Source organism: Sinorhizobium sp. FG01, from assembly GCF_002531875.1.
Taxonomy (GTDB): domain Bacteria; phylum Pseudomonadota; class Alphaproteobacteria; order Rhizobiales; family Rhizobiaceae; genus Sinorhizobium; species Sinorhizobium fredii_C.
The window spans coordinates 1-21,588 of the sequence record NZ_NWTB01000017.1 but is presented as its reverse complement, the minus strand read 5'-3'; the positions used below and the strand labels follow the sequence as shown (position 1 = coordinate 21,588).

Here is a 21,588-nt window from a genome sequence, read left to right as displayed (position 1 = left end):
GACCCCGCCTCACATTCGATCCGCTACATCCCGTGCAGGAAAGTAAGGGATTGTGAGTGCAGTAAATGAAGGCGGCCCATCGTAGAATCGTCGACATCGGCAGCATTGCGGCCTGCCTAGTCGTCTCAGGCTGCACGGTCGTAGCCGATCTCAGGAAACCCGACGTTGAGATAGCAAATGTCTGGCATGCGACTTTCCCGCATGGCGGCCGGACCAGTGATCTTGTGTCCTGGTGGTCGACCTTCAGCGATCCGTCGCTGACAACGCTCGTCGGAATGGCACAAGCCAAAAGCCCCGGCCTGGAAGCCGCAGCAGCTGAGATCGAGAGCGCCCGTGCCACGCTGGCGTCCGCACAATCGAACCTCTTTCCGGGGCTCAGCGGCTCGGCTTCGCTCGCGCGCTCGGGCGCTGGCGGCAACGGTGCCAGCGAAGCTGCGGCCTCCACGATGACGAGCGGCAGCCTCGACGCCGCCTGGGAGCTCGACCTGTTCGGCAAAGTGCGGCAGAAAAGCGAGGCAGCACGGTTGAGGGTTGACGAAAGGATCGCCGATTGGCACGGCGCGCGCGTATCGCTCGCCGCCGAGGTGGCGGACTATTATGTGCAATACCGTGCCTGTCGGCAGCTAGAGCGTACCTATACTGCCGAAGTAGCCTCGCAGCGCGAGACGATCCGGGCAACCGAGACGGCGGCGGCCTCTGGCTTCACGTCGAGCAGCGACCTTGCACTGGCCCGGGCGGGCGCTGCGGCCTCAGCCTCGACACTCACTGCGCAGCGCGCCGAGTGCGAACTTCTCATCAAGTTACTCACCCGCCTTACCAGCGGCGACGAGCCTCGTGTGCGCAATCTTCTGGCGAAAGGCTGGTCGGACATTCCGACGCCGAAGACCTTCAGCGTCGCGGCCGTGCCAGCCGATGCCCTGCGGCAACGCCCTGACATCAACGCGCTGGAACTCGAGGTCGCCGCTTCACTCGCCGAGGTCGGAGCGGCCAAAGCAGACCTCTATCCGAGCCTCAGCCTCGGCGGCTCCGTGACGATCGGCAGTTCTTCGCTGACGGGAACTTCGGCGCCCTGGTCCTTCGGCCCGGCCCTTTCAATCCCGCTCTTCAACGGCGGTTCGCGCCGCGCGGCGGTGGCAAGCGCGGTAGCCGCCTACGATCTGGCAGTGGCCGCCTACAAATCAGGCGTGCTGGATGCAGTCGCCGAAGTCGAAGCCGCGCTCGTGCGGATCAACAGCACGCGACGGCGCATCGGCGACGCGACGGTCGCGGCGCGCAACTACCGCGCCTATTTCAACGCCGTGGATTCAAACTGGAAAGCGGGCGGCGCGAGCCTTCTCGACCGTGAGACCGCCCGGCGGTCGGCGCAGTCGGCAGAACTCTCGCTCATCGAGATCCGCCGCGACTCGGTACGCTACTGGATCGCACTCTACAAAGCACTCGGCGGCGGCTGGAATACGAGCGCCGCGGCCTCCGGAACTCTCCAGAAAAAATCAAAAGGAAATCAGCTCTGATGCGAGCGAAACCCCTTGTTGTTGCCCTTTTCCTCGGTGTGAAGCTCGTTTCGGCCGCGGCGCCTGTGCTCGCGCAACAGAACGAGGCAGCAGCGCTTACCGTCGCCGTAGCAAAGCCTGCAGAACGCCAGTGGCCTGAGACGATACCGGCCAGCGGCTGGCTGAAACCATGGCACGAGGCGGTCATCGCTGCGGAGATCGATGGCCTGCGTGTGACCGATGTCCTTGTCGATGTCGGATCGGTCGTCTCTCGAGGTCAGCCCCTCGGCCGACTTGCCGACGAATCGGTGCGCGCTGAACTGCATTACCAGGAGGCGGCGCTGGCAAGCGCCAGGGCCGACCTCGCCAAGGCGAGGGCGAATGCCGGCCGGGCACGCAAGGTGGAGGGAAGCGGCGCGCTTTCGGATGAGAAGATCAACGAATACCTGATCGCCGAGCAGACGGCGATCGCCGGTGTCGAATCCGCCGAAGCCTCGCTGGAAAGCCAAAAGATCAAGCTTGCCAAGACAACCATCCTGGCCGCGGACGATGGGCTGATCACATCCCGCTCGGCCCAGCTTGGCGCGGTCGTCTCCTCCGGCACGGAACTGTTCCGCATGATCCGCCAACAGCGCGTCGAATGGCAGCCGGAAGTGTCTGCACGCTATTTGCCGCGCATCAAGGAAGGCCTGGCCGCTACGTTCGTCGGTCCCGGTGACCGACGCGTCAAAGGGACAGTTCGGCTCGTCGGCCCGACCGTCAGCACCGATACCGGACGGGCACTCCTCTATGTGGCGCTGCCGCAGGAGGCGCGCCCTCCCATCGGCCTTTACGTCACCGGTCAGATCGAACTTGACACCACGGCGGCGCTAACCGTGCCCGAGACGGCGCTTATCCTGCGTGACGGCATCTCTTACGTCTTCACCGTGGACGCAGATAAGCGCGCTTCCCGCGTTCGTGTGGAAACCGGCCGCCGCAATGGTAGCGAAGTGGAGATCCTCTCGGGCCTCGACCGCTCGGCCGAGGTCGTGATGGCGGGCGGCGCTTTCCTTTCAGACAAGGCCTTCGTCCGCGTGGTCGGTGACGCGCTCGTTCAGCTCGAAGAGGGAGAAGCCCGATGAACTTTTCCGCCTCGTCGATCCGCAATCCGGTTCCCGCCATCCTGCTGTTCATCCTGCTGACCGTCGGCGGCCTGCTCGCCTTTGACCGGCTCGCGGTGCAGAATTTTCCCGACATGGACCTGCCGACGATTCAGATCAGTGCCACGCTTGAAGGTGCCGCACCGGCCCAGCTCGAAACGGACGTCGCGCGCAAGATCGAAGACAGGCTCGCCTCACTGAGCCTCCTCGACCACATCACGACGAAGGTCTCGGACGGGAGCGTCACCATCAATGTCTCGTTTCAGCTCGGAAAGAGCAGCGAGGAAGCATTGAGCGAGGTGCGCGATGCCGTCGACAGCGCGAGCGGCGACCTGCCTTCCGAGATGCAGGCACCGGGCGTGACCAAGGCGACGGTGCAGGGCTCCGCTCTCCTCACCTATGCTGTGCGCTCCACGCGCCTCAACGAGACGGAACTCTCCTGGTTCGTCGACAGCGACATGACGAAAGCCCTGCTTTCCGTACCCGGCGTCGGCGAGGTCAGCCGGATCGGCGGCATCGACCGTGAAGTGCACATCGACCTCGACCCCCCGATCATGAGCGCGCTCCGCCTCAGCGCGGCGACAGTTTCCACACAGCTCAAGTCCGTGCAGTCGGACACATCGGGCGGCCGGGCCGAGATCGGCGGCGGCAAGCAGGGGATACGCACGCTCGGCGCGGTTTCCTCGATCGAGGAACTGAAGGCGCTCGCGATCCCGCTTCCGAGCGGCGTGTTGGTGCGGCTGGACGAGATCGGCGCAGTGACGGACAGTTTTGCCGACCGGTCGTCGATAGCCTATCTCGATGGCGAACCCGTGATCGCTGTCGAGGTCAAACGATCGAACGGCTTTTCGGACACGGGGGTTGCGGCCGCCATCGACGCGGCCATGCAGGATTTTGCTGCCTCCAATCCCGATGTCGAGATCGTCGAGGCTTATAGCACGGTCGGGCCGATTGTCGAAAATTATGCTGGCTCGATGCACATGCTCTACGAGGGCGCGATTCTCGCGGTCGTGGTGGTCTGGCTCTTCCTGCGCGACTGGCGGGCGACTTTTCTCTCGGCGGTGGCGCTGCCGCTATCGGTCATTCCGACCTTCCTTGTAATGTATCTGGCGGATTTCAGCCTCAATACGGTCACGCTGCTCGCGCTCTCGCTCGTGGTCGGCATCCTCATCGACGATGCCATCGTCGAGATCGAGAACATCGCGCGCCATCTGCAAACGGGAAAGCCGCCGAAGGAGGCTGCGCTCGAAGCTGCCGATGAAATCGGCCTTGCCGTCATCGCCACGACCTTGACGCTCGTCGCGGTCTTCCTGCCGACCGCCTTCATGAGCGGCATTCCAGGCCTGATCTTCCGCCAGTTCGGCGTGACGGCAGCCGTGGCGGTTCTCGCCTCACTGGTCGTCGCGCGCCTGCTCACGCCGATGATGGCCGCATACATCATGAAGGCGCACCCCGTCGAGGCAAAGGATGGCCGGATCATGCGTGCCTACATGACCGTCGTCAAAACCTGCCTGCATCATCGCAAGCCGACCATTCTCGGCGTTTGCTTGTTCCTCGGGCTCTCCCTCTCGATGATTCCCATGCTCAGCACCGGTTTCCTGCCTCCGTCGGACGACGCGCAGACGCAAGTCACCCTGACACTGCAACCCGGCAGTACGATCCAACAAACGGACGCGACCACACGGCGAGCGGCGGATATCGTTTCCGATCTGCCGGACGTCACACGCGTGTTCTCCGCGGTCGGTAGCGCCTCGTCAGGCGACCTTATCGCTTCCTCGGCGACAATCGACACGGCGACCGCCGCACTCGTCGTCGACCTAAAGAAGATCGGCCAACGCAGCCGCAAGCAGGCCGAGATCGAAAACGACATCCGGCAGGCGCTTGCCGTTGTTCCAGGCGCCAGGGTCGAGGTGGGCACGGGCGGCAATGGCACGACGCTGGACATCACGCTCGCGAGCGACGATTCCAATGCACTCGACCGGGCGGCCACAACGCTCGAAGAGCAACTGCGCACCCTCCAGGGCATCGGCGCGGTGTCCTCCAGTGCCTCCCTCCAGGCCCCGGAAATCCAGATCGTCCCGGATCTCGACAGCGCCGCCGCCCTCGGCGTCACGGCGGAAGCGATTTCAGAGGCGGTCCGCGTGGCAACGAACGGAGATTATTCTTCCGCGCTCGCCAAGCTCAACTTGCCACAGCGCCAGCTTCCGATCCGCGTCCGATTCGATCCCAGAAACCGGACGGCACTCGACGACATCGCCAATCTGCATGTGGCCGGCGTCAGGGGCAGCGTCGATCTCGGCTCGGTCGCCGACATCCGCGTCGACGGGAGCCCGTCGCAGATCAGCCGCATCGACCGCTTGCGAAACGTCACGCTGTCGGTCGAACTCAACGGCCGCATCCTCGGTGAGGTCTTTCGCGAGGCGCAGGCATTGCCCGCCCTGCAGAACCTTCCGGACGGTGTCAAGCTTGTCGAACAGGGGGAACTGCAGCGAAGCTCCGAACTCTTCGACAACTTCGCTATCGCAATGTCGATCGGCGTGTTCTGCATCTATGCCGTGCTGGTTCTGCTGTTCCATGACTTCTTCCAGCCGTTGACGATCCTGACGGCGCTTCCGCTGTCGCTGGGGGGTGCCTTGCTGCCTCTGGTGCTGACCGGCACGAGCTTTTCGATGCCGGTGGTGATCGGCCTACTCATGCTGATGGGCGTCGTGACGAAGAATTCGATCCTGCTCGTCGAATACGCGATTATGGGGCGGCGCGGCGGCATGTCTCGGTTCGACGCCCTCGTCGATGCCTGCCATAAGCGAGCCCGCCCAATCGTGATGACGACGATCGCCATGAGCGGCGGCATGTTTCCGGTGGCCGTGAGCCTTAGCGGGGGCGATGCGAGTTTCCGTCAACCGATGGCGATCGTCGTCATCGGCGGCCTCATGACCTCCACGGTACTCAGCCTCATCGTCATCCCCATCATCTTCACCCTCGTCGACGACTTCCTGCTGCTTCTCAAGCGGATCTTCCAAGGAAGACTAGAGGAAGGACCGTTTACCTGCTCAATTCCTCTCAAAAAATTCAAATCTTACACGGAAGTAGATCAATGACCCACTCTGCAACACGGCCGGAACGGCCATTCAGACAGAAGGTGAGAATTCTGCTGCTCTGGGCGCTCGCGACGGCCTTCGTGATCCTCAATCTCGTCAGTCGCCCCGTTCGCCCAGGCTATAGCCTGCTCGAAAGTATTCTTGAGCAGGCCGGTACCTTGTTAGTCATTGTTGGGGTGATCGGCCGGATCTGGTCGATCCTCTACGTGGGCGGAAGAAAGAACGCCGAGCTCGTGACCCAAGGCCCTTACTCGATCACCCGCAACCCCCTTTACTTCTTTTCTCTGATGGCGATCTTCGGAGTTGGTCTGGTGTTCGGTTCAATTATGGTAGCGGCATTTTTTACCATTCTGGCGTATTTCATTTTCTTGTATACCGCGAACCGAGAGGCGGCATATCTGTCGCGCGTCTTTGGTAAGGAATTCGACGACTACGCCCGTGGCACGCCGCTGTTTTGGCCGGACTTTTCAGGTTTCCAATGGGGCCCGGAACGGAGCTTTTCGCCCAGAGCGCTACGAGTGACCGTGCGCGACGCACTCTTCATTGTGGCGCTCGTGCCGGTTTCCGAGTTCTTCGAGTACCTCCACAGCCAAGGCTATTTGTTGGCCGCGGTCACCTTACCCTAATCAGCCGTCGGACGCCCAAAGCCTCCCCGTGTCACGTGCAGGGGCGGCTTCAAGGCCAGAACTTGGCGCATCATGCCCATTCAGCTCCCGTCGTCCGACTTCCGCTGTCCACCCGACTGCGACGTGACCCTGAACCGGACCGATCGACCCGTTGCGGTCGATCAACTATCTTTTGGCAATCGTCCGTTCTGCACCTTGTGGCGGACCTAAATGCGTTCAACTGCCGAAACCGCTGCCTCCACTGCCAGCGCGCTTATTGGCATTCCCGTCCCTCCTGATGCCATTCATGAAGACATCAGATTTTTTTCAGATTCCGATCGGGATTTCGGTCCTACCCTCCGGCGATAACTGATGACGCAAGGTGCGCAGAGCGCCTCAGTTTTCCAGATCGTTTGGGGTGTAACGCCGGACAGCAATGACCGGCGACAGCCTCTCTTGGGGGTTATATGCCGAATAGCCGCATCAAAAGCCGCCGTTCATTGGTCCTCTCTACCATTGCGCTTTGCCTTGCCTCGGCCGGTTTCGTTGGTTGGTCCAACGCAAACAGCAGCGACGGCAACGTCGTCACGACGGGCAATTCGGACGGGCGCGAAGTCCGGATCGTCAGGACGCTGACGGTAGAGCCCAGGGCGATGCCCGTCCGCAACAGCGCCGTCGGGGAAATCCGTCCGCAGCGCGAGAGCGATTTTGCTTTCCGGCTCTCCGGCAAGCTCGTGTCGCGAACTGTCGAAGTCGGGGCGAAAGTCAGGAAGGGCGATGTGCTCGCACGGCTCGATGATCAGGAATATCGCAATCGCCTGAGAAGCGCCAAAGCCGATCAGCAGGCGGCCGAGGCCGCCGTCGTCGAGGCGCGGGCGAGCGAGGTTCGCATCAGAAGATTGCTGGAGCACGGATATACGACGCGCGCCAATCACGATGCTGCCTTAAAGAACTTGCGTTCGACCGTCGCCAAGCTCGAGGCGATGACTGCCGCCTTCGACATGGCCAAGGATCAGCTCGCCTATACCGAACTCCGGGCCGATTTCGACGGCATCATCACCGCCGTGGGCGCTGAGGAAGGCCAGGTCGTCAATGTCGGGCAGATGGTCGCGCGTATTGCCAATCCGGCCAACAAGGACGCCGTTTTCTCGATCGCCGAGGCGATGTTCGCGGCCCACCCGGCCGAGAGGGCAGGCGCTCGGATCACAATCGCGCTCCTCAGTGATCCTTCCGTTGCCGTCCTCGGTTTCGTGCGCGAGGTCGCGCCGATGGCGGATGCGGCGACGCGCACCTATCAGGTCAAAGTGGCGCTGCAAAATGCGCCCGAGGCAATGCGCTTCGGCGCCAGCGTGGCCGGCCGGGTGGAGCGGCCCGGCGATCCGGTTGTCACCATTCCCGGAAGTGCCCTGTTCGATCTGCGTGGCGAGCCCGCGGTTTGGGTTGTGGGCGCAGACGACACGGTCGCGCTGAAGCCGATAGTCGTTGCCCATTACGAGCCCGACCGTGTCGTTGTGAGCGACGGTCTGACCAAGGGAGACATTGTCGTTACGGCCGGCGTTAGCCGGCTGCGTGACCGGCAGAAAGTCCGCATCGAAGGAGACGGCAAATGAACGCTCTCGATACTGAAGTCCTGATCGTCGGCGCCGGGCCGACGGGCCTGACCCTTGCCCTCTGGCTCGCTCGCCTGGGCGTCGACATCCGCATCATCGACAAGTCGGCCGGGCCCGGCGAAACGTCGCGCGCCCTTGCCGTGCAGGCTCGGACGCTCGAATTCCACCGGCAGATCGGCGTCGTCGATGACGTGCTCGAGGCCGGCATCCGCCTCGAGCAATTGACCGCCCGCACGCCGCGGAAAGTAAGCGCCATCATCCCCTTGAGCAGGTTCGGCGAAGGCGTCAGCCGCTATTCCTATGCCTTCGCGCTGCCGCAGGACATCCATGAGCGCGTGCTTATGGCTCACCTCGAGGAGGCCGGTGTCCACATCGAACGGCAGACCGAACTTGTGGCGTTCGAGGAAAAGAATGACGGCGTGACCGTCACGACTATTCGCGAGGGCGTCGAGAGGACCTTCAAGACCCGCTACGTCTGCGGCTGCGACGGCGCGCGCAGCACCGTTCGCCATGCCCTCGGAATCGGCTTTCCCGGCGGCACCTACGACCAGTCCTTCTATGTCGCCGATGTCGACGGCGAAGGAGAAGTGACGCGGAACGGCATGGACGTCTGCCTCGGCAGCTACGGCTTCGCCCTGGTCATGCCGGTGCGGCAGACTGGCAGCATCAGGTTGATCGGCGTGGTTCCGGAGGCGCATCAAAGAGACCCTGTCATCACCTTTGAAGCCCTTCGACCGGAAATCGAGTGCCACACCGGCATTGCAATCAAGGCGCTCAACTGGTTCTCGACCTATCGCGTGCACCATCGCGTCGCGGAGCGGTTCCGCGTCGGCCGTGCCTTTCTGCTCGGAGATGCTGGACATATCCATAGCCCTGCCGGCGGCCAAGGGATGAACACCGGCATTGGCGACGCCGTCAACCTCGCCTGGAAACTCGCAGCCGTGCTGCAAGGTCGCGCCGCCGCTTCACTGCTCGACACCTACGAGACCGAGCGCCTCGCCTTCGCCCGCGTGCTGATCAAGAGCACAGACCAGGCCTTCAAGCTCGTATCGGGTCGCTCCTGGCTCCTCGGGCTGTGGCGGCGCTACGCAATGGCAAAGGTGATCTCGGCGATCACCCGCACGAAGATCGGCTCCCGCGCCTTCTTCGCGCTCATCTCTCAGACCGGCATCACCTATCGAAACAGCGCCCTCAGCTCCGGCCGCTCCGGTGCTGTCCAGGGCGGCGACCGGCTGCCATGGGTGCCATTTGGACAAGGCGATAACCATGCATGTCTCACCACCCTCGACTGGCAGGTCCATGTCTATGGTGAGGTCGAGCCGGCGTTCGGCGCAGCGATTTCGCTCGCCGGCATCCCGCTTCACCGTTTCGACTGGAGCACCGCGGCATGCCGGGTCGGAATAGTCAGGAACACGGCCTATCTCGTGCGGCCGGACGGCCATATCGCGATCGTCGCGAAGCAGGACGCAACTGCCTTCGAGCGCTTCCTCGAGACCTATGCAATCAAACCGAGGCACGTCGAACCGTCGACGATCGAGCGCTTGTGCTCGCTCGCTGCGATCTAGCGCCGGTGGTTTATCGTGGGAGGAATATCATGACGAGTTGCAACCTTTCCGACTGGGCACTGCGCCACAAAAGCATCGTCGTCTACATGATGGTGGTGGCCGCGCTTGCCGGTCTCTGGGCCTATTCGACCCTGGGGCGGGAAGAAGACCCGGCCTTTACCATCAAGACGATGGTGGTGAAGACCCTGTGGCCGGGTGCCACCGCCGTCGACACCGTCAACCAAATCACCGATCGCATTGAGAAGAAGCTGGAGGAACTCCCGAACCTCGACTACGTGAAGAGCTACACCAAGCCTGGCGAATCCGTCGTCTTCGTCAACCTCAAGGACACGGTACCGGCGGCCGAGGTGCAGCCTCTCTGGTACCAAGTCCGCAAGAAGATGGACGACATAAAGTCCACGTTGCCCTCCGGCGCGATGGGTCCCAACTACAATGACGAGTTCGGCGACACTTATTCACTAATTTATGCACTGACCGCGGACGGCTTGTCGCATCGTGAGCAGAAAGACCTGGCGCTCAGCCTCAGGGCCGATTTCCTGCAGGTTCCGGACGTCGCCAAGGTCGATCTGATCGGCCAGCAGGACGAGAAGATCTATCTGGAGTTCTCGACGGAGAAGGTGGCGGCGCTCGGACTCGACGTAGGCACTATCTCGCAGGGTCTGCAGGCGCAGAATGCACTTCAGCCTAGCGGAACCGTCGACGCCGGACCCGAACGCATCGCTATCCGCGTCTCCGGCGAGTTCACCTCCGAAGAAAGCCTGAAGGCGATCAATCTCTATACCGACGGCAAGTACTTCCGTCTCGGAGACGTCGCCGAAGTCAAGCGCACCTATTCCGACCCGCCGCAGCCGCTATTCCGCTTCAACGGACAGCCGGCGATCGGCATCGCCATCTCGATGACATCAGGTGGCGACGCGCTCGCGCTCGGCGAACACCTGAAGGAAAAGGTCGAGGAATTGAGGCGCGACCTGCCGATCGGTGTCGAACTTTCGCTGACCGCCGACCAGTCGCGCATCGTCGAGGAATCTGTCGGCGAGTTCACCAAGAGCCTCGCCGAGGCGGTGGCGATCGTGCTTGCGGTTTCCTTCCTCGCCCTTGGCTGGCGACCGGGCATCGTCGTGGCGGTGGCCATTCCCCTGGTGTTGGCGATCACCTTCGTGCTGATGGGTTACTTTGGCATTTCGCTGCAGCGCATTTCGCTCGGCGCCCTGATCATCGCATTGGGTCTTCTCGTCGACGACGCGATGATCGCTGTCGAGATGATGATCTCCAAGATGGAGGAGGGGTACGATCGGGTCTCCGCTGCCACTTACGCCTATTCATCCACGGCATTTCCGATGCTGACAGGCACTCTGGTGACGATTGCCGGCTTCGTTCCGGTGGGTTTCGCCAAGAGCGGCGCCGGCGAGTACTGCTTCTCGCTCTTCGCCGTGGTGGGCATCGCGCTGATCGTCTCATGGGTTGTCGCCGTGCTCTTTACGCCGCTTACCGGCGTCGCCATCCTGCCGGAGCGCATCGCGACACATGGCGCGCACGAAAGCTCACCCATGCTCCGCTGGTTCCGTCGCGTGCTGGAGCAGTCCATGCGGGCGAAGTGGACCGTGCTCGGTGCCACTGCCGGCCTCTTCGGACTTGCAGTGGTGGCGATGAACTTCGTGCCGCAGGAATTCTTCCCAAAGTCCGACAGGCCCGAAGTCATGGTCGACCTTACCCTGCCCCGCACCGCCTCCATCGATGCGACGCGCCAGGTCGTCGGCCGTGTGGAAGAGATCCTGAAAAAGGATCCAGACATCGAACATTGGACGTTCTATGTCGGTCAGGGCGCGGTGCGGTTCTATCTGCCTCTCGACGCCCAACTTGCGAACGACTTCTTCGCCCAGGCCGTGGTCGTGACTAAGGGGCCCGGAGTCCGCCAGGGCGTGATCGCTCGGCTGGAGGCGGCGCTTTCGGAAGATTTCGACGACGTCATGTCTCGCGTGACGCCGCTCGAAATGGGCCCGCCCGTCGGCTGGCCGCTGAAGTTCCGCGTATCCGGGCCCGACATGAACGCGACGCGCAGCTACGCGCACGAGTTTGCCCAGGTGATCGGCGCCAACCCGCATGTCCGCAACATCAACTACGACTGGAACGAGCCGGCCAAGGTGATCAAGGTCAGGGTCGACCAGGATCGCGCGCGGGCTCTCGGCATCAGCTCGCAGCAGCTCTCGGAAGCGATCAACACGGTGCTGAGCGGATCAACGATCACGCAAATGCGCGACAGCGCCCACCTGATCGATATTGTCGCGCGAGCCGTGCCGGAGGAACGGGCGAAGCTCGACACGCTCCGCAACCTGACCGTCACCGCCTCCGGTGGGCGGCGCATCCCGCTCGCCCATGTGGCCACCCTCGCCTATGCGACGGAGCCGCCACTGATCTGGCGCCGCGGCCGCGTGCCCACGGTCACGGTCCAGGCCGACGTCACGCCCGGCAGTGACCCGACTGCCATCGTCAAGGCACTCGACTCCGATATCAAGGCCTTCGAAGGGCGGTTGCCGCACGGCTACCACATTGCGCTCGGCGGCGTCATGGAGGACAGCGCCAGGGCGCAGACCAGCATCTACGTGGTCTTCCCGATGATGCTGCTGCTGATGACTACGGTGCTGATAGTTCAGCTCAAGAGCTTCCAGCGCCTCATCCTCGTGTTCATGACGGCACCACTCGCCCTCATCGGCGTTGCCGCGGCGCTGCTTCTCTCCGGGGCTCCGATGGGGTTCGTCGCGATCCTTGGCGTAATGAGCTTGATCGGCATGGTGATCCGCAACTCCGTGATCCTGATCGCCCAGATCGACCAGCACATCGCCGACGGTGAGGAGCCTTGGTCGGCGGTGATCAGCGCCACGGAACACCGCCTGCGGCCCATCCTGCTGACTGCCGCCGCGGCGATTCTCGGCATGATCCCAATTGCGCCGACGGTGTTCTGGGGTCCGATGGCCTACGCGGTCATGGGCGGCTTGGTGGTGGCGACGCTGCTCACGCTAGTCTTCCTGCCGACGCTTTATGTCGCTTGGTTCCGGATCAAGGCGCCAGAGCCAAGCTCGCAAAAATTGCATGAACTGGCCATCAAGCCGCCGGCCCAGCCCATGCCGATCTCGGCCTATTGAGTGAAACGCACTCCGAAGGAACATCAACATGCTTGCCTACAGAAATTTTCTCCTACGCTTTGACGCAGCCTTCCTGCTCATTGCTTCGACCGGCGGCATGACGGTCGACATTGCGGGCTCCTTTCTTGCAAGAGGGCCGGAAGCGCTGCTCCTGAACGGGGTGCCCGGTGCCGCAATAGGTTTCATCGAAGCCCATGGTCTTGCCTTCATACTCGGGGTGATGCTGTGGCGAGCGGGGAGCAGTTTGCACGTCGTCGGGGCAGCGGTGCACCTACTGCTCGGCACCGCCAATCTCCTGTTCTGGCAGTTTTTCATTCTGACCGGAACGCTTGCAGCAGGCTACATGACTGCCGGCCTGCACGGCTTCTTCGTCCTCGCCCATCTCGCCGCGTTCAATGCCGTTCGCTGGGAGGTGGCCGCTCGCTGATCCGCGCTCAACCCTGCGAATTCATTTTCCGGAATAAACCCGACCAACCCGGATAAGGAACCTTCAATGACTGGAGCAAAATTTCACGCCTCCCGCGCGTTTGGGATCGCGATCGCCCTTACGGTCGCGTTGACCGATCTGACGGGGCTCCCGCCCGCCTTTTCCTTCGTCGGCAGCGCCCAGGCCCGCATTGGGCGCCCCTTGACGCCGGTAAGCGTTGCCGGCGTCACCCGCCGCACCACGCGCCGCGTGATCCGCCGCACGGCCGTCACCGTTGCGGCACTCCCCACCGGCTGCGCCCTCACATATGTCAACGGCACCCCTGTCTGGCGGTGCGGCAGCGCCTTTTATCAACCCTACCGGAGAGGTTATGTGGTGGTCGTGATCGATTGATTTGGCTCACGCGGCGGTGGCGCTCGACGGACCTACCGGGTCTATGCTGGCTTCAGGTGCTGCCGAGAGCCAGCAGAACCCCGTCTGTCAGATGCTCGGCATCGCCGCGATGCTCGAAGGGTATGCCGCTCCTGGTGTAGTCGAGCGGGGAGAAAGAAGGGTCGCGTTCCCTGGCGCTGGCAAGCTGACGCCTTGCGTCCTCGATCCGGCCGAGCTGGGCATAGCAGGCGGCCAGCCGCGTCGATATCCACGGCGCCGGCCGCGTCGCCATTTCGAGCGCCTCCGCTGCCGCCCGATACTCGCCGATCAGATAGAGCGCGAGCGAGCGGTCGTACTGGCACCAGTGCGGCTGCAGCGGATCGATGCGGATCGCCCGGTCGAGCCAACCAAGCGCGTCGACGTGACGTCCTCGCATTGTCAGCACATAGCCCATCTGCTCGATCGAGTCGGCGTCGTACGGATTGAGCGTCAAGCCGATCCTGAGGTGGCGCTCCGCCGCCTCGTGTTCCCGCATGTAGAGTCTCACCAGGGATTGCACGCGTCGGCAGGGGGACTGATCCGGCGCGAGCGCCACGGCGCGCTCGACGAGATCATGCGCCTCTGCCAGCACTACCGGGCTGGCGCGCCCGAACTCGGCGATGACGATCCGCGACAGCGCCAGGTAGGCAAGGCCGAGGCCGTAATTCGGGTCCTTTTCCAAGGCTGCGAGGAAAAGGGTTTCCGCCCCCTGGAAATCGCTCTGAGCCGGATCGCGCAGCAAGGCAAAGCCACGAAGCACCAGTTCATAGGCGGCAAGGCTCGTGACGGGCTTCCGAATGGCCTGCTGCAGCCCGGCATTGTCGACGCGCGCCACCAAGCGGCCGACGATCGCTTCGACGATATCGCTTTCGGCAATAAAGAGGCCGGTCCCTTCGGTCACGTAGCGTTCGCCCCAGAGCTGGGTTCCGTTGGACGCATCGGCGAGACTGACAGCGGCGGCGATGCGGTCGCCATGTCGATTGACCGAGCCCTCGACCACATAATCAGCGCCAATGCGCGCGCGGATCTGCTGCCATTCCGGAGCGACGTAGGAAGCAAAGGAAAAACTCGAATTGCGCGCCAGCACCGTGAAGGTACCGAAGCGTGCGAGACCGTATATGATGTCCTCCGCAAAACCATCGACGAGCGCGTCGTCCGTCGGATTTCCGCTGTCATTTCGAAAGCGTAGTACGGCGACGATCGGCTGGCGTGACAGGTCCGGCATCTCCTCCGTGCCGACCGCGAGCATGTAGCCGCGTTTCGACACTGTCCGGATCATGCTTTCCCCGAGCGTCTTGCGGATTTCCCTGATCGACTGGGTCAGCGAATCCTCCGTAACATATATCCCCGGCCAGGCTGCGTCCATTAGCTCGGATTTCGGAACCACGCGTCCTGAATTTTCCGCAAGATGGGCAAGGATCGTATAGGCTTTGGGCCGCAGGAAGACAGGGTCGGCGCCCCGCCGCAGCGTGCCTTGGGCCAGGTCCAGCGTAAAGCTGCCGAACCGGAAAACTGAGACGGTTGATTCCGGCATGCGGATCCCTCAATTGGAAGACGATACTCCGAAAAGGCAACGGATGTCAGACACAAAGCGCGTTGGTTGACCAGCCACCGCCGACGTCTTCGGTCACCGCGGGAAAATCAATGAAGTCGATGGCCCTTCGGGAGTGAGTTTCTTTACCGAGATTTGGGCCTGCGCACTGCCGCATCTGTCGACGCGGCAATATAGCAGGGTCGTCGAAAGTTGGGTGTTGAGCATCGGACTTGATCCGAAGCGCTACGGCACGCACTCGATGAGACGGACGAAGGCGGCGCACATGGCCATCTCTGAGCAGGTCGAGCTGTAGTACTTAATGGCGGCGCTTCGAAGAGAAGCGCCGCCATCTTGCTACGCGGAAGTCCAAATTCGAGCTAAGGACGAAGCCGCTCGCGCGGCACTGGCGCCTGTGGTGAGGGTGCAGCAATGAACTGAACGCCGTGCGTTTGCGGGTTTTGCGGTCCTGGCTGACGATTGGGGTGTTCTCAATCTTCAGACAGGAGGTTGCATGACGGAGGATAGGACCTCCCCGCTACGCGAGCGGATGATCGAAGACATACGCATCCGTGGACTGGGCGACAAAGCCCAGCAAGCCCATATTCGGGCGATCAAGAATGTCGCCGGGTTTCTCAAGCGATCACCAGATCCGGCGACACCCGATGACCTGAGCGCCTACCAACTGCACGGTGGTGCGCAGGAGCATCAGAAGAGCTCGAGAGGTGACCTCTGTCGCCACGATTTTCGGCCAAGCCTGTCACGCGTTCTGGGCCGAGACTTTTAGGGACACGCACGTGAGGAGCCGCCGAGTAGAAGTCGGCTGGGAAGGCTCACGATAGTGCTGGCGATATTCCGAAGCTTCCATCGGCCGTTGGTCGGTTCCACGACGCCTTCATTTAACGGTTCAGCTTGCTCGCGATGCTGGTCGCGAGACGGGATATGGATGTTGCCTTGGTCTCGGGAAAGGATCGTGAAAGTGGTAAGCATCTGCTCCGTCCTCTGTGCGGTGTGAGAGCAGGCTCGATCAACAAGGCTCTTTCTGTCCTAAATCTCCCTTCGAAAAATTCCGAAATCTTCTAAATCGTCAGCCTTCCTCGAGGCCCGCCTTCCGCAGCCCTTCGAGCAAGGCAGCCATCCTCGTCGGGTCCTTGGCAGGCTGTCCGGCCTCGATGCGGGCAATTGTAACTGCCGGAGTAATGCGCTTGAGCGCACGCAGATAGCTATGCGCTTCCTCTATGCGGCCGAGATGGGCATTGGCAGCGATCAGCACCCATAGGGTCGGGTCAAAGTTGGGATTGCTTGCGAGTGCGCGAGCAGCCCAGGATTTAGCTTCGGCGTATTCGCCGCGGATCAGGTGCACGTCCGCGATCCCGCAAAGCGAAAAATGGGCGCCCCGATCGCCGGGACTCAAACGGTTGGCCCGATGGAAGTGGGCGAGCGCCTCATCAAGGCTCCCACAATGAAGATGCGCAAGGCCGGCCCTGACCAGGACCATCAGATTTTTTGGGTTGGCTTCTGCCGCAGATTGCAGAACCGCCACAGCCCAGTCGTAGTCCTTTGCTGTCTGGAGCAACGCGACACCGCAATGCGCCATCACCATCGCGTCTCCCGCTGCATGTTCGAGGCCGCGGCGCGCGAGCGCCGCACAATCTCCCACGTCGTCCCTGCCGAGCGGTGCCCAGCCCATCGTGTGACGATGTTCGAGGGCCCAGGCCGCATGCGCGAGCAAAAGGGCATTGTCAGGCTCCGCCTCCAGGCCTTTCATGAGGAGCGCGTACGCCTCGGCGTTGTCGGTTTCGCACTCTGTCGAGATCTTTGCCAGAGCTCGCAGATAGATGTCGTAGGTCGCGATGCTTCCCGACCGAGCCAGACGCGACCGCTCGATCTCTGCCGTCTGGATATGCGGTTCGATCAACGTCGCGACGCTTTCGGTGATCCGGTCCTGGAAATCAAAAAGGTCGCCGACCAGGCCGTCGAAACTCTGCGCCCAGAGGTGTATCCCACTGCCGCCGTCGACGAGTTGCGTCGCAATCCTCAATCGATCTCCCGACCGTCTTACGCTGCCTTCGAGCAAATAGCCCACCCCGAGTTCTTTCGCGACCAAGCGCACGTCCGGGAGACTTCCATTGTATCCGAACGAGCAATGTCGGGCGACCACTGCGAAGCTCTTGAAGCGGCTCAACGCCGTAATGAGGTCGTTCACCACGCCGTCTGCGAAGTAACCCTGGTCAGGACTACCCTCGAGATTAGTGAAGGGTAGAACCGCGAGTGTTGGCCTTACCGGCATCACTGCCATGCCTCCTTCGCCCGCGGATGCGATCGCAAAGCGATAGCCAGTGCGCGGTATGGTCGCGATCCATTCCCGGCCATCAGGAGCCGTGCCGAGCACCTTGCGCAAGGCCGCGATCTGAACGGTAAGATTGCTTTCTTCGACGACCGTATTCGGCCAGCATCGCTCTATCAGGTCGGCCTTCGACAGGACCTTTCCTCGGGCCTCCAGCAGCGCCTGAAGGAGCGCAAGGCCGCGGTGACCAACAACGACGGCCTTGCCGTTCCGCTGCAGCAGAGAGCGGCCGGGATCAAGCACGAAGTCACCGAAGGCATACAGCGGCTCCACCATGCCGGGAACCATAGCCTATACACAATGCCATAGGAATGTCGTTGAAGCGACCAAGACCTTATGCGGCCGAACGAGCTCGTTCGGCATCACAGACTGTAGGACATCCAAAGGCAACACGTAAAATCGACCCTTACGCCAGGGGACGAGGACGAGCCCTAGGCATCTTCCAGGTGTCGCGTTCAGCGGCCCAGATGCGCCAACAGCGGACGAACCACGAACTGACTAGGGCGCGCCGAAACGATACAATCAGGAAATATGGGTGACATGGTTTGCCTGCCGATATGATGGCGCGCAAGCGAACCGACGGATGAAGGGCCTCCATGTCTCCGCAGATCAAGACCAAAGCGCGTGACGACGCCTTTGCGGTGCGGCGCACTGTCTTCATAGAAGAGCAGGGCTATGAGAATGAGTTCGACGGCATCGACGACCACCCTTCCTGCGTGCACGTGACGCTTTATATCCATGGCGAGCTGGCCGGGTGCTCACGCCTGTTTCCCGAGCTAGTTCAGCGCGCACTCGCGCCCGAGAGCCCTCAGTCGCCCCCATGCACGTTCGATGAGGGCGTGACGGCAGGGGAGACGTACCTGCTGGGCCGCGTAGCCGTGATGCCGGCGTTTCGCCGCCGGGGTTTGGCGAGTGTGATCATTGCCGCGAGCGACGAGGCCGCGCGCGAGGCCGGCGCTAAACTGGTGAAGTTGCATGCCCAGGAATACGCGCAGGATGTATACGCCAAGCAGGGCTATACGCAGATCAGCGATGTCGATTACGAGGACGAGGGCCAGCCGCACCTTTGGATGGCCAAGCGGCTGTGAATGCGGACGGTTGCGTCAGCAGCAGATGAGAGACTACGTGTTCCCCAGAGGCGAGCGAGCTTTGGAGCCCATAGCTGAAATTAGGAGCTTAGGTGACCTCTCAGTCAACCGTGAGTTTATGATGGCGGTTCAGGGACATGGAGGCAGTCGGCACGTTCCGGTCATCGAACCTGTCGCAAAAGTCCGTCGCGAGATTCCAACGTTTGCAAGGGTATTCTTGCGACAGAATTTTACTGAAAAATCAGCTCCGCGATTTTGTCGCGAAATTTAGGATCTGTGCGGCGAACCATCCTTGTGGAAGGGCAACACCGGCCTAAAGTGGCTTTCGGAAGAACACGACGCGCTCTGTCTCCTCAAATCCTAAAGCGGCATGGAGCGCATGGCTGGCTGAATTCTCAAGCAGCGCGTCAGAGCCAAACTCGACACACCCAAACGGCTTTCCCCAATCGGCAACGGCATTGCAAAGCAGTCGTGCGATACCCTTTCGCCTGTCAACGGGCCGAACATAAATTCCTTCGAGGAATAGAACGGGCGAGCTGCTGCATCCATTCACATAATCATGTCGCAAAGTGGCCTCGGCAAACCCGACAGCTTCATTCTCAGCATTTCGAGCGATGAACGCGACGGCTTCTCCACTTTCTGAAAGAAACGCCCGGCTCAACTCAGCTCGATGATCTTCGAGCGAGTGATGCGGCCACAGCGCAACGCGAAGCTCCGCCCACGACTCGATATCTTTTATGGTCCCAATCTCGATAATCGTTTCCATACTGTGGTTCTCTTTGGTCGCGAAGTTCCCGATTGCAGCGACCCTTGTTTGCCTGACTTTTGCAACGTCGCAGAATAGACGGTTCTGCGACGGCCGCAATGAACGCTGTTGGCGACCAGCACAGGCTCGACAAAGACGGCCCTCTTCTTCTTCAGGTTCACCGCCGGCGAATCCGTCCGGATTGCCTCGAGCAATTCGCGCAGCTTGGCCGACTCCGCGCATGTCCAGCCGGTTGCGCAACCGCCGACATAGGCAAGCCCACCCCTCCTCCTTGCCGCCAGCAGCGGCCGCGAGGTTCCAAGGGCGGCTTCTATCCCACCGGGATGAACGGAAAGATCAAGATCCCGACCGGGGCCGCGAGACCGTCTGCGGGCGATCGCGCCGCTAATACAGCACGCTTCCCCATCACTCCTTCAGACCAAAGACTGATGGGCGACCGGACCTCTGGCGGGGTGCCTGCAGGGTCCGAAGTCCTATGCCGGAACAGGTTGTGATCGTTCGAGTTTGAAGGGCAGGTTGCAGCCTCGAGTCTCTCAACGTGAGGAAAGGAACTCCGAATGCGGTATTTCATAAGGGCAGCCCTCGCAGCGGGCCTTCTTGCAGGCACCACTCTGGGCGCCTACGCACAGTCGAGTAGTACGGTCGGAACGGGCGGCACCAGCGCGGGCGGTGGCACCTCGAGCAGCACCGTCGGAACGGGCGGCAGCTCTGCGGGCGGCAATTGCGACCCGAACACCACCAATTGCCAATCCGGCTCCGCATCAACGCTCGGGACGGGTGGTTCTTCGGCGGGTGGCGGCACATCAAGCAGTTCTGTCGGTACGGCCGGATCCGCGGCAGGTTCAGGTAACGCCGGCTCGGCTTCCACGCTTGGTACTGGCGGTTCCTCGGCAGGTGGCGGGTCCACCAGCAGCTCGGTCGGAACTGGCGGTTCCGCCGCCGGAACGGGCGGGGCGAATTCGACGACGGGTACCGGTGGCTCAACGTCGGGCGAAACGACAGGTAGCGTAACGGGCGACGACAACAGTGCCAGGGATTCCGCCCAGGACAATGAGAGCAACAAGGATTGTCCTCCCGGTCTCGCCAAGAAGGATGGTTCGAAGGGTAAGCGGCCGTCCTGCTAACTTTAAATCTGCTGGCTTGGATAGTTTTCCGAGCCAGCGCCTTTTGTGACAGGAGGAGGCCAATGACCTCCGGTTCATCAGCAATCAACCTACTCGCAGCAATGGGCGTAATGGCCATCATCGCACCAGGTGCCGTGATGGCGGAAGAAATCAAGCTGGACAATGGTTCGACCTGCACGGTTATCGAGCAGAAATCATCAGACGGTGGCGTTTCGACTTCGGTTACTGCCGGATCGGGCAGCGTATCTTCATCCACGACGGTCGGCGGAAGCACGGCAAGTGGTGGATCAGCCAGCAGCGCCGGGTCGTCGGTGACAGCAGGATCGTCCACTGGAGAGAGCTATGCCACTGCAAGCGTTACTCGCCCGGATGGGACGACCGTAACGCGCAGGTCGGACGGGACCTGCGCAATCATCAAGCCGAAGAAGTGAGAGGCGCTGCCATGCTTGGGAGAACTCTGTTTAGAATTTACGTCGTTGTTGGGGTCACCACAGCAATGCCGGTCCATGCTCAAGAATGCAACACGGCTGCGACCGTAGGATCTGGCGGGAGCGCTGCAGCCGGCGGAACTTCGGCAAGTACGGTCGGCACGGCCGGCACATGCAATACCGATAACGGCACCACCTCATCCATCGGCGTAGGTGGAAGCGCCGCTTCGGCGGACGGAAAGGCGAAAAGCCGGACGACGGTAAAGGAGAACCCAAACCAATTGCAAGGAAAGGCAAAGGCACAAGCCATGGACCAAGGCACATTCAGCAAGTCGCAGACCAAGACCACGGTCAAAGATGACGAATTGCAGAGCAGAACGAAGACCATGTCGCATGTGCCCGGCGAAAAGCCGACAAAGAGCAAGTCAAAAGTCATCATCCCTTTGCCAGAGGAGCAATGACAGCGAACTGATTCGCACTGCTCTTTTGCTATCATCGACCACGGAGCAACTGGAATGAGTTCTGACCAGCGGACCATGTTGTCAATCGCGCTTACTGCGGTGATCGCTATTTTCGCGGCGACGATGATCGGATTATTCTTGGCTTAATTAATCTGCAGGTGACCTGAAGCGACGGTAACCGCCAAGGCGAAGCCCACTCCGCCGCTGCGATGTCTACCACCAGAAGAATTACAGAAAAGCGAGAGCTGCGAGGAACCGCAGCCTCCGCCGTTGGCGCCGAATGGCGATCGTCAGGTTTCGTTTCTGCTCGGTCCTCGAGTATTCACACAAGCAAAGCGCCCGCTGATCAGCAGCACGG

The 21,588-nt window shown here is 61.7% G+C and carries 18 protein-coding genes and 1 pseudogene; 15 read left to right on the top strand and 4 right to left on the bottom strand.

Annotated elements, in window-relative coordinates:
* Nucleotides 1-65 precede the first annotated feature (65 nt).
* From CO656_RS24115 to CO656_RS29885, 9 genes are all read left to right on the top strand, one after another.
* Nucleotides 66-1,511: an efflux transporter outer membrane subunit gene (locus CO656_RS24115; protein WP_097527409.1), complete on the top strand. Its 1,446-nt coding sequence runs from the start codon at nucleotides 66-68 to the stop codon at nucleotides 1,509-1,511.
* Entirely contained in the window at nucleotides 1,511-2,611 is a 1,101-nt protein-coding gene (locus CO656_RS24110; RefSeq protein WP_097527408.1) for an efflux RND transporter periplasmic adaptor subunit, read from the top strand. Before CO656_RS24115 ends, CO656_RS24110 begins: the two co-directional genes overlap by 1 nt.
* Entirely contained in the window at nucleotides 2,608-5,727 is a 3,120-nt protein-coding gene (locus CO656_RS24105; RefSeq protein WP_097527407.1) for an efflux RND transporter permease subunit, read from the top strand. Before CO656_RS24110 ends, CO656_RS24105 begins: the two co-directional genes overlap by 4 nt.
* On the top strand, nucleotides 5,724-6,353 hold the full coding sequence (locus CO656_RS24100) for an isoprenylcysteine carboxylmethyltransferase family protein (RefSeq protein WP_097527406.1): 630 nt from the start codon (nucleotides 5,724-5,726) through the stop codon (nucleotides 6,351-6,353). The genes CO656_RS24105 and CO656_RS24100 overlap by 4 nt, the downstream gene beginning before the upstream one ends.
* 446 nt (nucleotides 6,354-6,799) lie before the next feature.
* On the top strand, nucleotides 6,800-7,942 hold the full coding sequence (locus CO656_RS24095; protein ID WP_097527405.1) for an efflux RND transporter periplasmic adaptor subunit: 1,143 nt from the start codon (nucleotides 6,800-6,802) through the stop codon (nucleotides 7,940-7,942).
* On the top strand, nucleotides 7,939-9,507 hold the full coding sequence (locus tag CO656_RS24090) for an FAD-dependent monooxygenase (RefSeq protein WP_097527404.1): 1,569 nt from the start codon (nucleotides 7,939-7,941) through the stop codon (nucleotides 9,505-9,507). The genes CO656_RS24095 and CO656_RS24090 overlap by 4 nt, the downstream gene beginning before the upstream one ends.
* A gap of 29 nt (nucleotides 9,508-9,536) precedes the next feature.
* On the top strand, nucleotides 9,537-12,647 hold the full coding sequence (locus CO656_RS24085; RefSeq protein WP_097527403.1) for an efflux RND transporter permease subunit: 3,111 nt from the start codon (nucleotides 9,537-9,539) through the stop codon (nucleotides 12,645-12,647).
* 28 nt (nucleotides 12,648-12,675) lie between these two features.
* Complete coding sequence (locus CO656_RS24080) at nucleotides 12,676-13,074, top strand: hypothetical protein (protein WP_097527402.1); 399 nt, start codon at nucleotides 12,676-12,678, stop codon at nucleotides 13,072-13,074.
* A gap of 66 nt (nucleotides 13,075-13,140) precedes the next feature.
* Nucleotides 13,141-13,467, top strand: coding sequence for a hypothetical protein (locus CO656_RS29885; RefSeq protein ID WP_103452585.1), 327 nt, complete (start codon nucleotides 13,141-13,143; stop codon nucleotides 13,465-13,467).
* Between the two features lie 52 nt (nucleotides 13,468-13,519).
* Here CO656_RS29885 and CO656_RS24070 read toward each other — a convergent pair whose 3' ends face one another.
* On the bottom strand, nucleotides 13,520-15,019 hold the full coding sequence (locus CO656_RS24070) for a winged helix-turn-helix domain-containing protein (protein WP_037415821.1): 1,500 nt from the start codon (nucleotides 15,017-15,019) through the stop codon (nucleotides 13,520-13,522).
* Nucleotides 15,020-15,182: 163 nt separating this feature from the next.
* On the opposite strand from CO656_RS24070, the pseudogene CO656_RS30975 reads away from it, so the two are divergent.
* Nucleotides 15,183-15,302 (top strand): annotated as a pseudogene (locus tag CO656_RS30975) (tyrosine recombinase xerD); the annotation flags it as partial.
* A gap of 228 nt (nucleotides 15,303-15,530) precedes the next feature.
* A complete protein-coding gene (locus tag CO656_RS29880) occupies nucleotides 15,531-15,803 on the top strand; it encodes a phage integrase N-terminal SAM-like domain-containing protein (RefSeq protein WP_141471741.1) in 273 nt (90 codons plus the stop codon).
* Between the two features lie 300 nt (nucleotides 15,804-16,103).
* Here the strand turns inward: CO656_RS29880 and CO656_RS24055 are convergent, their stop codons facing one another.
* Nucleotides 16,104-17,639, bottom strand: a complete 1,536-nt coding sequence (locus CO656_RS24055) for a winged helix-turn-helix domain-containing protein (RefSeq protein WP_097527462.1) — start codon at nucleotides 17,637-17,639, stop codon at nucleotides 16,104-16,106.
* 320 nt (nucleotides 17,640-17,959) lie between these two features.
* Here CO656_RS24055 and CO656_RS24050 point away from each other — a divergent pair, with 320 nt between their 5' ends.
* Complete coding sequence (locus CO656_RS24050) at nucleotides 17,960-18,451, top strand: GNAT family N-acetyltransferase (RefSeq protein ID WP_097527400.1); 492 nt, start codon at nucleotides 17,960-17,962, stop codon at nucleotides 18,449-18,451.
* 313 nt (nucleotides 18,452-18,764) lie between these two features.
* Here CO656_RS24050 and aac(6') read toward each other — a convergent pair whose 3' ends face one another.
* Together aac(6') and CO656_RS31310 are read right to left on the bottom strand one after the other, a co-directional pair.
* Nucleotides 18,765-19,217 (bottom strand): aminoglycoside 6'-N-acetyltransferase, encoded by a 453-nt coding sequence (gene aac(6') / locus CO656_RS24045; RefSeq protein ID WP_097527399.1) that lies wholly within the window; start codon nucleotides 19,215-19,217, stop codon nucleotides 18,765-18,767.
* Nucleotides 19,187-19,498, bottom strand: a complete 312-nt coding sequence (locus tag CO656_RS31310; RefSeq protein WP_337441768.1) for a hypothetical protein — start codon at nucleotides 19,496-19,498, stop codon at nucleotides 19,187-19,189. Before CO656_RS31310 ends, aac(6') begins: the two co-directional genes overlap by 31 nt.
* Nucleotides 19,499-19,774: 276 nt before the next feature.
* Between CO656_RS31310 and CO656_RS31435 the strand changes: the two genes are divergently transcribed.
* The 3 genes from CO656_RS31435 (at nucleotide 19,775) to CO656_RS24025 (ending at nucleotide 21,230) form a co-directional block, all read left to right on the top strand.
* Nucleotides 19,775-20,341, top strand: coding sequence for a hypothetical protein (locus CO656_RS31435; protein ID WP_037421107.1), 567 nt, complete (start codon nucleotides 19,775-19,777; stop codon nucleotides 20,339-20,341).
* 62 nt (nucleotides 20,342-20,403) lie between these two features.
* Entirely contained in the window at nucleotides 20,404-20,772 is a 369-nt protein-coding gene (locus CO656_RS30355) for a hypothetical protein (RefSeq protein ID WP_179864834.1), read from the top strand.
* Between the two features lie 11 nt (nucleotides 20,773-20,783).
* Nucleotides 20,784-21,230 (top strand): hypothetical protein, encoded by a 447-nt coding sequence (locus tag CO656_RS24025; protein ID WP_097527397.1) that lies wholly within the window; start codon nucleotides 20,784-20,786, stop codon nucleotides 21,228-21,230.
* Nucleotides 21,231-21,588: the final 358 nt, after the last annotated feature.

Coding starts and splice junctions, on each gene's coding strand:
- CO656_RS24115 (WP_097527409.1), top strand. CDS start 66: ATGAAGGCGGCCCATCGTAGAATCGTCGACATCGGCAGCATTGCGGCC.
- CO656_RS24110 (WP_097527408.1), top strand. CDS start 1,511: ATGCGAGCGAAACCCCTTGTTGTTGCCCTTTTCCTCGGTGTGAAGCTC.
- CO656_RS24105 (WP_097527407.1), top strand. CDS start 2,608: ATGAACTTTTCCGCCTCGTCGATCCGCAATCCGGTTCCCGCCATCCTG.
- CO656_RS24100 (WP_097527406.1), top strand. CDS start 5,724: ATGACCCACTCTGCAACACGGCCGGAACGGCCATTCAGACAGAAGGTG.
- CO656_RS24095 (WP_097527405.1), top strand. CDS start 6,800: ATGCCGAATAGCCGCATCAAAAGCCGCCGTTCATTGGTCCTCTCTACC.
- CO656_RS24090 (WP_097527404.1), top strand. CDS start 7,939: ATGAACGCTCTCGATACTGAAGTCCTGATCGTCGGCGCCGGGCCGACG.
- CO656_RS24085 (WP_097527403.1), top strand. CDS start 9,537: ATGACGAGTTGCAACCTTTCCGACTGGGCACTGCGCCACAAAAGCATC.
- CO656_RS24080 (WP_097527402.1), top strand. CDS start 12,676: ATGCTTGCCTACAGAAATTTTCTCCTACGCTTTGACGCAGCCTTCCTG.
- CO656_RS29885 (WP_103452585.1), top strand. CDS start 13,141: ATGACTGGAGCAAAATTTCACGCCTCCCGCGCGTTTGGGATCGCGATC.
- CO656_RS24070 (WP_037415821.1), bottom strand. CDS start 15,019: ATGCCGGAATCAACCGTCTCAGTTTTCCGGTTCGGCAGCTTTACGCTG.
- CO656_RS29880 (WP_141471741.1), top strand. CDS start 15,531: ATGACGGAGGATAGGACCTCCCCGCTACGCGAGCGGATGATCGAAGAC.
- CO656_RS24055 (WP_097527462.1), bottom strand. CDS start 17,639: ATGGTGGAGCCGCTGTATGCCTTCGGTGACTTCGTGCTTGATCCCGGC.
- CO656_RS24050 (WP_097527400.1), top strand. CDS start 17,960: ATGTCTCCGCAGATCAAGACCAAAGCGCGTGACGACGCCTTTGCGGTG.
- CO656_RS31435 (WP_037421107.1), top strand. CDS start 19,775: ATGCGGTATTTCATAAGGGCAGCCCTCGCAGCGGGCCTTCTTGCAGGC.
- CO656_RS30355 (WP_179864834.1), top strand. CDS start 20,404: ATGACCTCCGGTTCATCAGCAATCAACCTACTCGCAGCAATGGGCGTA.
- CO656_RS24025 (WP_097527397.1), top strand. CDS start 20,784: ATGCTTGGGAGAACTCTGTTTAGAATTTACGTCGTTGTTGGGGTCACC.